Below are 9,236 nucleotides of genomic sequence, written 5' to 3'. Positions count from 1 at the left end.
TTGCGTGCCAAGGTCACCTCCCACGTAGAGATGATCTTGAATCACAGCCAGGCGCGCAGGGGAATCCTTTTTGTCAACACAACCTAGCCAGGGGGCTCGCAATTTCGGCCATCTCGCCTTCGTCGTGGACGATATCTATGCGACCTGCACGCGGCTTCAGGCCGCTGGTGTGACCATCAACCGCCCCCCGCGCGACGGCCATATGGCGTTCGTCAAGTCACCTGACGGGATCTCGCTCGAACTCCTGCAAAGAGGGCAGCCGCTTCCATCGCAAGAGCCTTGGGCGAGCATGTCGAATAGCGGAAACTGGTAAGAGAACCATGGCCCTAGAAATCCCCCCAAAGAGGCGTGCAACCAACTTGTCATTTTCTGGTCCAACCCTCACTGCCTCATGGCACGAGTAAGATCGTGGGGAACTTGTGACAGAAGATTCGCTTCGTCATCTGAAATATGCGCTGGCGGTCGCCGAGTTAAGCAGTATGCGCAGCGTGGCACGGGCCTTTGGGGTGCACGAATCAACCGTCAGCCGGAACATCTGCGCCATTGAGCAGCAACTCGATATCCAGATTTTCCAACGCGGCCACACTGGCGTCCGGCTGACCGAGGAAGGCCGGGACTGGATCGAAAGCGTTCGCGGACATTATGACGGCCTCGCAGAGGCTCTCAACGGCACCGCGCGCCGCAACAAGGAGAACGACAAGCTCCGCATCGGCCTCAGCGCGCCGTTCGGTCGAGAATTCCTGGTTCGCCTCATTGACCGCGTTGAAAAGACCTGGCCCGAGATTGACGTCGCCATCCAGGATGGCTCTTGCCGCAAACAGGCAAACGCCATCCGTCGCCGGGAGCTCGACATCGCCTTCATGTGCGGCGGCTACGACACTCGGGGCTGCCACGCCGAGACGATCTGGCAGGAAGGCATCGCCGCTTTACTTCCCGCCGACCATCCGCTTTCCGGAAAAGTGGCGCTGACTTGGGGCGACTTGGCCGATGAACGCCTGCTTGTTCCCCAGGGAGTCGATGGCCCGTTGCTCGAACCCTGCCTCATGCACCAGATCGCGACGAACGATCGCGCCCCGATCATCGAACAGTGCTGCGCCTGTCAGGCGACAGTCCTTCTCAAGGTGCAGATTGGCAAGGGGTTCACGATCACCGGTGAGAGTTTCGCCCGGGGTATCAATATCGTGGGCACGGTCTGGCGGCCGATTATCGGCCCCGGCAGCCTTGGCCACGTCCAGGCCGTTTGGCTCGAGTCCAATCCCAAGCGCGCCGTCCTTCGTCTCCTTGGCATTGCTCGCAACATGGCAGCGGAAAGAAGAAGACCATTTATGGATTGATCCACGTGGCCTTTCTCCGCATGCATCGCGGCGATCCGGCATTGTTCACCGATCTTTGGTAATACGCAGATCCGGGCCACCGCCGCCCTTGAGACCTTTGGACTGACCACCCCTATCATATCAGACCATATCCGAGCTATTCGGGTTTAGATCCCATCAAATCTGCTTTACTCCGCCCCACACTGATGGAATACTATCCTAGCGCCGCGTCGACTGGAGAAATGGTGGTACATGTCCGATCGCTGGATGTCCGTCGAGGAAATCGCCGACTACCTGGGAGTGAGTAAGGACACGATCTATGGCTGGATCTCCAAACGAGAAATGCCAGCTCACAAGGTTGGAAGGCTTTGGAAGTTCAAGTCGGATGAAGTCGATTCATGGGTGAGAGCCGGCCAAGCGTCCGACGAGCACAATGAGCATGCGTTGAGCGATGCAAAGGGCAGAAAAAGCCGCGCCACAAGGGGGAAGAAATGAGCAAAGTGGCATGCATCGACCTGTTCTGCGGCGCCGGCGGCTTGACGCACGGCCTGATCCGGGCTGGGCTTCCCGTCGTCGCGGGGATCGATGTCGATGCCGCCTGCCGCTATCCGTTCGAAACCAACAATGGCGCGCGCTTCGTCGATAAGGATATCAAGAACGTAACGCCGTCGGAGCTGAGGAAGCTGTATGGTGACGCCGAGATCCGGATTCTCGCCGGTTGTGCGCCCTGCCAGCCATTCTCGACGTATTCTCAACGCTATGACACATTGAAGAGCCCACGCTGGCCTCTGCTTTACCAGTTCGCTCGCCTCGTAAAATCCGTGCGACCGGATATCGTGACCATGGAGAACGTTCCCCTGGTCGAGAAGCACGCCGTTTTCGACGACTTCGTCGCCACCCTGCGCCGGCTCGGCTATGAGGTCTGGCAAGGCGTAGTCGATTGCACCCAATACGGTTTGCCGCAGACCAGACGGCGCATGGTCATACTGGCGAGCGCGATCGGCTCTATCGAGTTGATCGCGCCGACGCACGCGAAGCCGCGAACCGTCAAAGACGCGATCGGGAAACTGCCCGCAATTGAGGCGGGAATCGCTCATGATGACGATGCCTTCCACGTTTCGTCCAAACTTTCGGATTTGAACCTGGAGCGCATCCGCGCCTCCCGTCCCGGTGGGACGTGGCGCGACTGGCCCGAGCGGCTGGTCGCAGAATGCCATCGCAGGGAAACCGGCCGCACTTACCCCGGCGTATATGGGCGCATGACCTGGGAAAATCCGGCTCCGACGATCACGACGCAATTCTATGGCTTCGGCAATGGCCGCTTCGGTCATCCTGACCAGGACCGTGCGATATCGCTGCGGGAAGGCGCTATCCTGCAAGGATTCCCGAAGGGTTATGCGTTCGTGCCGGACGACGGCCCTACCCATTTCAAGGCTCTAGGCCGAATGATCGGCAATGCAGTCCCTGTCGTCCTCGGCGAGGCCATCGGGCAAAGCATCGCGGCGCACCTCGGCATAGAGACCGAGCGGGAAGACCAGAAGAAGGGAGGCATTGCGGATGTCGCTCGTAAGCCCCTCGTCGCATGAGACAAACCTGCGCACGGCACGAGTGCGACCGATGGCCGCCGAAGCCGAACTTCCTCTAGTGAACCAGGCGGCCCAATGAGTGGAGGAGTCGCCGCAAAGAGTCCCAGCGAGAACAATGTTCTGGTTTCGCCACCAGAACCTGGTCAACTCGTGGAAGTACGGCGACGCCAGTGGGTGGTCGCCGACGTTGAACGGTCAGATGACCCCGCCAATATCTCGATCGCCCAGCACTGCTTGACGCTCACATCCATCGATGAAGACAGCCTCGGCGAGCAAATCGATGTGATCTGGGAGGTGGAGCCAGGCGCACACATAATCGAAAGAGCGGGGCTGCCGACAATCACGGGTGTCGACGATACCGAAAGGCTGGAAGCCTTTCTTGACGCGGTCCGCTGGGGCGCGGCCACGAATGCGGACCGGAGCTTCCTGCAAGCGCCGTTTCGGAGCGGGGTGAGTATTCAGGACTTCCAGCTCGATCCGCTCGTTCGCGCGATCGACATGGCGCGGGCCAATCTCCTCATCGCCGACGATGTCGGCCTCGGCAAGACGATTGAGGCCGGTCTCGTGATTCAAGAGCTCATACTGCGCCATCGGGTACGAACCGCGTTGGTCGTGTGCCCGGCTTCGCTCCAGGAGAAGTGGCGCGTTGAGATGCTGGAGAAGTTCGGGCTGGAATTCCGCGTCGTCAACTCGGACTACATTCGCGAACTGCGCCGCAATCGGGGCATCCATGCCAATCCTTGGACGTCGTTTCCCCGGCTCATCACATCGGTAGACTGGCTCAAATCCGGTGAGGCCCTGCGCATGCTCCGGGACGTACTACCGGTCCATGCCAGCTACCCGCGCAAATTCGATCTTCTCATCGTCGACGAAGCGCACAACGTCGCGCCGGCCGGGTCGGGTCACTATGCGGTCGAGAGCCAACGGACACGGCTGATACGAAGCATCTCGCCGCACTTCCAACATCGTCTGTTTCTGACGGCGACACCCCATAACGGCTATACCGAGTCGTTTACGTCCTTGCTTGAGCTTCTCGACGACCAGCGGTTCTCGCGGAACATTCTTCCGGATGAGCTTCAACTCTCGCAGGTAATGATACGACGGTTGAAGACCGACCTCGTCGACAGCGATGGCAAGCCGATCTATCCCAAAAGAAACCTCAAGGCGCTGACTGTACCGTTCACTGCCGACGAGCGCGCCATCCACAAACTGCTCGATCGTTACTGTGCGAGCCGTGAAAGCACCGCCAAGGACAAGGGGGCGACAGGAACGAAGTTCGTCAACAGCCTGCTCAAAAAGCGGTTGTTCTCGTCCCCTGCCGCATTCGCTTCCACGCTGGAACGGCATCATGCGACCCTCACGGCGGCGGCGTCCGTGCGCGAGCCGGACGCGCTGAGCGATCGTATTTTGCGCAAGGCCATTCAGAAGGCCGAAGAAGACTACGCTGACGACGGCCGCTTCGAAGAAGCACAGGAAGAGGCCGTCGAAGAGGCCAGCAAGCGCAGCGCGCCGCTGACGGAAGACGAGCGCCGCATGCTCCGGCAAATGAGGGAATGGGCGCAAGGAGCGAGCCACAAGCCAGACTCCAAGGCGGACGCCATCATCGAATGGATCGAAGCCAACCTGAAACCCGAAGGCGAATGGAATGACCGGCGCGTCATCCTGTTCACTGAATACCGGACGACGCATCAATGGCTTCACGAGCTGCTGGCCGCCCACGGGTTCGGCGGCGAGCGACTGGCCATTATCCACGGCGGGATGGCGCAAGAGGATCGGGAGATCGTCAAGGCGGCGTTTCAAACCCATCCCCGCGATTCCGAAGTCAGGATTCTGCTCGCGACCGATGCCGCGGCTGAAGGGATCGATCTGCAGAACTATTGTAACGCACTGATTCACGTAGAGATTCCGTACAACCCCAATGTCATGGAGCAGCGCAACGGCCGTATCGACCGGCACGGCCAGAAGGAAGACGAGGTTCTGATCTGGCATCCGGTCGATGGTGGTGAAGCGGAAGGCGACGCGCTGGGCGGGCACAAAGACGACATCATCCGCGCCCTCCGAAAACTCGAAGCGATGCGCGAAGACATGGGTTGTGTGAACCCGGTGATCGTCCCGCAAATGGCAGGACTCATCGAAGGCCGACGGCGTGAGCTCGATACGCGCGAAGCCGAGGCACGGGCTGCCAAGGCGCGACGCTTCGTGAAAGCGGACCGCCAGCTCAAAGAACGTATCGAACGTCTTCATGAACGTCTCGAAGAAACCCGCAAAGACTTCCATTTGCGGCCTGAACGCATTCTCGCCGCGGTGAAGGCGGGTCTGGCGCTGGCGGAAAAGCCGCCGTTGAAGCCGTTCACCCTCGAAAACGCACCGGACGGGACGGTCTTCGAGATGCCGCCGCTCACAGGGTCATGGGCGCGTTGTCTGGAGGGCCTGCGCCATCCCTACACCGGGAAGCTGAGGCCGATCACGTTCGACCACGACGTCGCTGAGAACCGTGACGATGTCGTTCTGGTGCATATGAATCACCGCCTGGTGCAGATGTGCCTGCGCTTGATGCGCGCCGAAGTGTGGGCGACCGATGACGTCAAAAAACTCCACAGGGTCGATGTCCGGTCGCTACCCGACGATGTTTTGGCAACACCCGCCGCGGTCGTCGTTTCCCGTCTCGTCATAACCGGCGGCAATCATCATCGCCTGCACGAAGAGCTCACGGTGTCGGGCGGATACCTACGGGACAACGGCTATGCGCGTGAAGCGCGCGTCACTCAAATCAACGAGTGGCTCGACCGCGCGCAGCCGCTCGCAAGCAAGGAGCCTGCCTTCAGCCGGATGGCGCGCCGCTTTCGAAACCATGAAGACTCGGTGCTGCAAACGGTCGAGGTCCGGTCACGCGACCGTCTGCGCAATCTCAAAAACACGTTGAACACCCGCAAGAGCCAGGAAATCAAGAACATCGGAACCGTGCTGGACGAACTGGCGCGCGCGATCGAGAGCGAACTCAAGAAGGATACGCAGCCGCAACAGCTCTCGCTGTTTTCCGAGGATGAGCGCTTGCAAGTTCGTCGGGATTCCGATGCGTTGCGCGCGCGCCTTGCACGCATCCCTAACGAAAAGTTGCAGGAAGTCGCTGCGATCGAGCAGCGTTACGAAGGTTTTGCGGCACGGACATTTCCCGTCGCCGTCATCTTGCTGGTCCCCGAGTCTGAAATTGAGGAGGCGGGGCAATGAGCGATCTCGCCCAACATACAGAGTGGCTGTCGCTCATCGACATTTCCGGCCCGTTTCTGGCCGAGCCGGTGCTCAAGGACGCATTCCCCCAGGGACTCGAAGAACTCGATACGCAAAAGCGAAGGACGATCCGGCAAGCCTATGACGAATGGCGCGAAGCGATCGATCTGGCCGACCCGGACCTGGCTCAAATTCACGAGGCCTGGATCGACTTCGTATTAAGGCAGGCCCTCGAACTGGACGACGACGGCAAAGGTGATGTCTTCAAGACGGGAGCCGAGCTGCCGGGCGCGGTTAGCTGCGAGATCGCGGAATACGGCGTGACGCTTCGTCCCGACTACGCCGTCATCGACGATCAGCGGGCGGAAGGGCCGTTGATGCTCGTCTGCAAATACGGGCCGGATACGCCGCTCGATAGGCCACTCAAAGGCGATGGCTGGGCGACCACCCCTGCCGAGCGAATGGTCGATCTGTGTCGTGCCGTGAATGTCAGGCTGGGCCTCGTCACGAACGGCGAACAGTGGATGTTCATCGATGCCCCGGTCGGGGCTGTGACCACTTTCGCGAGTTGGTATGCCCGGCTGTGGGGACAAGAGCCGTCCACATTGCGGGCCTTCGTCAATCTGCTCGGCGTGAGACGGTTTTTCGTCGACGGTTCCGAGCAATTGCCTGCCTTGCTGGACGAGTCTCTGAAACTTCAGGACGAAGTTACCGACGCGCTCGGAGAGCAGGTCCGACGGGCGGTCGAAGTCCTCATCCAGTCGCTTGACCGGGCGGATGTCGACCGCAACCGCGCGCTCCTCGCCAATGTCGAACCGGCGGAGCTGTACGAAGCCGGCTTGACCGTGATGATGCGGATCGTCTTCCTGCTTTCTGCCGAAGAGCGCGGATTGATGCTCTTGGGAGACGAGCGCTATGAGGCCAACTACGCCGTCTCTACCCTGCGCATGCAGCTTCGCAGCGAAACCGAGGAAATTCTCGAACGACGTTTCGATGCATGGTCGCGTCTGCTTGCGATATTCCGGGTGGTTTATGGCGGCGTAGACCATGAGGCTATGCGACTGCCAGCCCTGGGCGGTTCGCTATTCGACCCCGATCGTTTTCCCTTTCTGGAAGGGAGGGCGAAGGGAACGAACTGGAAGACCGACCCGTGTGCACCCCTTCCGATCGACAACCGTACGGTCCTTCTGTTGCTGGAAGCCGTGCAATTGTTCCAAGGGCGCGCGCTGTCCTATCGCGCTCTGGACGTCGAACAGATCGGCTATGTGTACGAGGGCCTGCTCGAAAGAACGGTTGTCCGAACCAAAGAGGTCACGCTCGACCTTGATGCGACCAAGAGCGCGAAGAAACCTTGGGTCGGTCTCGATGAACTGGACGCCGCGAGGGGCAAGGGCAACGATGCCGTCCTCGAATTGCTCAGGGAACGCACCGGTAGCTCCGCGAGCCGTGTCCACAACGACTATGCAAAGAACGTGGACGAAGCCGACGCCGATAGGTTGCTTACGGCCTGTCATGGCAATCAGTCACTGCGCGACAGGATCACACCGTATTTTCATCTGCTTCGCATCGACAGCTGGGGCTATCCGCTCGTTTATCCCGAAGGGACGTTTACAGTCACAACGGGCACGGACCGCAGCGAATCCGGGACGCATTACACGCCGAAGTCTTTGACGGAGGCCATCGTCAAGGAAACCCTCGAACCGGTCGCCTATGAAGGCCCGGCCGAAGGTAAGCCGCGTGAAGAGTGGAAGCTCAAATCTCCAGAGGCCCTGCTTGATCTCAAAATCTGCGATCCGGCCATGGGCTCGGGGGCTTTTCTCGTACAGGTTTGCCGATGGCTTTCTGAGCGTCTAGTCGAAGCCTGGCGCCAAAGCGAGGCGGCGGGGAATGCGGTTACGGCCGAGGGCGTTGTCGTTGCCAAACCCAACGGACATGAACCGCTGCGTGACGATCCGGAAGAAAGATTGCTGACTGCGCGGCGGCTGATCGCCGAGCGATGCCTCTACGGCGTCGACGTCAATCCGTTGGCGGTGGAGCTCGCGAAGCTCTCGATTTGGCTGGTCACGTTGGCCAAGGGCCGTCCCTTTGGCTTTCTCGACCACAACTTCCGCGCAGGCGACAGCTTGTTGGGCGTCCACCACCTGGACCAACTGCTTTACCTCGACATGAAGCCGGGCACGGGCAGCTCCAAGAAGCTCTTCGCCAAGGAAATCGATCAGGCCATCGAGACGGCGATCACCGTGCGCGCCGGCATTCGAAGCCGACCCATCCGCGATATCCGTGACGTGCTGGCGATGGCCGCTATGGACGAGGAAGCAAGGGTGAAGCTGGAGCTTCCAGGTCTGATCGCCGATGCCTTGATCGGCGAGGTGCTGACCGCAGACGGCAAGAACCCGAACACCGCCGCACTTTCGGTCGAAGCAGGCAATGCGATTGCTGGTCAGACCGACGCCGTGGCCGCCATGAAGCGGCGGGCGAGAGTCGGCCTCGCCAGGGATGTGGCGGACGGCAAACACATACGCCGTCCATTCCACTGGCCGCTCGAATTTCCGGAAGTCTTCACCGGATCGAGAGGCGGCTTCGACGCGATGGTGGGCAACCCTCCATTCCTGGGTGGCCAGAAGATCACCGGAGCCATGGGAACGGTGTTCCGGGAGTATCTCGTCGAACAGCTCGCTGGTGGGACGCGCGGGTCTGCCGATCTGGTTTCATACTTTTTCCTGACGGCTTTCTCGCTACTCGCGAAGGACGGACTGTTCGGCCTACTCGCCGTCAACACAATCGCGGAGGGCAATACGCGCGAGATCGGGCTGGACCGAATACTTGCGCAGGGCGGAGTGATCGTTGCAGCCTATCCGAGCGAGGTCTGGCCGGGGACGGCCAACGTCGTGACCAGCCGCGTCCATCTGGTCAAGGGCGACTGGCGCGGAGCGCGTACGCTTGCGGGCAAGCCGACAAGCCATATCAGTTCATATCTGGGCACGTCGGAGTCATGGACGCCCGTCAGGCTGAAATCCAACCTTAGGTTGTGTTGACAAAAAGGATTCCCCTGCGCGTCTGGCTGTGATTCAAGATCATCTCTACGTGGGAGGTGACCTTGGCACGCAAT

At 60.3% G+C, this 9,236-nt stretch carries 5 protein-coding genes and 1 pseudogene; all 6 read left to right on the top strand.

The window, feature by feature from the left end; translation table 11 throughout:
• Positions 1-94: 94 nt before the first annotated feature.
• Positions 95-313, top strand: a pseudogene (locus I9P22_RS21790) (VOC family protein); the annotation flags it as partial.
• Between the two features lie 106 nt (positions 314-419).
• Positions 420-1,334: a LysR family transcriptional regulator gene (locus I9P22_RS21785; protein ID WP_199262063.1), complete on the top strand. Its 915-nt coding sequence runs from the start codon at positions 420-422 to the stop codon at positions 1,332-1,334.
• 231 nt (positions 1,335-1,565) lie between these two features.
• Complete coding sequence (mads1, locus tag I9P22_RS21780; protein ID WP_199262062.1) at positions 1,566-1,808, top strand: methylation-associated defense system helix-turn-helix domain-containing protein MAD1; 243 nt, start codon at positions 1,566-1,568, stop codon at positions 1,806-1,808.
• On the top strand, positions 1,805-2,899 hold the full coding sequence (locus I9P22_RS21775; protein WP_199262061.1) for a DNA cytosine methyltransferase: 1,095 nt from the start codon (positions 1,805-1,807) through the stop codon (positions 2,897-2,899). Before mads1 ends, I9P22_RS21775 begins: the two co-directional genes overlap by 4 nt.
• Before the next feature lie 75 nt (positions 2,900-2,974).
• Positions 2,975-6,127: a DISARM system SNF2-like helicase DrmD gene (gene drmD, locus I9P22_RS21770; RefSeq protein ID WP_199262060.1), complete on the top strand. Its 3,153-nt coding sequence runs from the start codon at positions 2,975-2,977 to the stop codon at positions 6,125-6,127.
• Positions 6,124-9,162 (top strand): Eco57I restriction-modification methylase domain-containing protein, encoded by a 3,039-nt coding sequence (locus I9P22_RS21765; protein ID WP_199262059.1) that lies wholly within the window; start codon positions 6,124-6,126, stop codon positions 9,160-9,162. Before drmD ends, I9P22_RS21765 begins: the two co-directional genes overlap by 4 nt.
• The last annotated feature ends 74 nt before the right edge of the window (positions 9,163-9,236 follow it).

Source organism: Paracoccus binzhouensis (genome assembly GCF_016446475.1).
Classification (GTDB): Bacteria; Pseudomonadota; Alphaproteobacteria; order Rhodobacterales; family Rhodobacteraceae; genus Paracoccus; species Paracoccus binzhouensis.
Note: the sequence above shows the minus strand (reverse complement) of the source record. Positions and strands in the feature narration are given on the sequence as shown.

Excerpts from the sequence above, each read along its gene's own strand:
- drmD (WP_199262060.1), top strand. The coding sequence starts at position 2,975 with ATGAGTGGAGGAGTCGCCGCAAAGAGTCCCAGCGAGAACAATGTTCTG.
- I9P22_RS21765 (WP_199262059.1), top strand. The coding sequence starts at position 6,124 with ATGAGCGATCTCGCCCAACATACAGAGTGGCTGTCGCTCATCGACATT.
- I9P22_RS21775 (WP_199262061.1), top strand. The coding sequence starts at position 1,805 with ATGAGCAAAGTGGCATGCATCGACCTGTTCTGCGGCGCCGGCGGCTTG.
- mads1 (WP_199262062.1), top strand. The coding sequence starts at position 1,566 with ATGTCCGATCGCTGGATGTCCGTCGAGGAAATCGCCGACTACCTGGGA.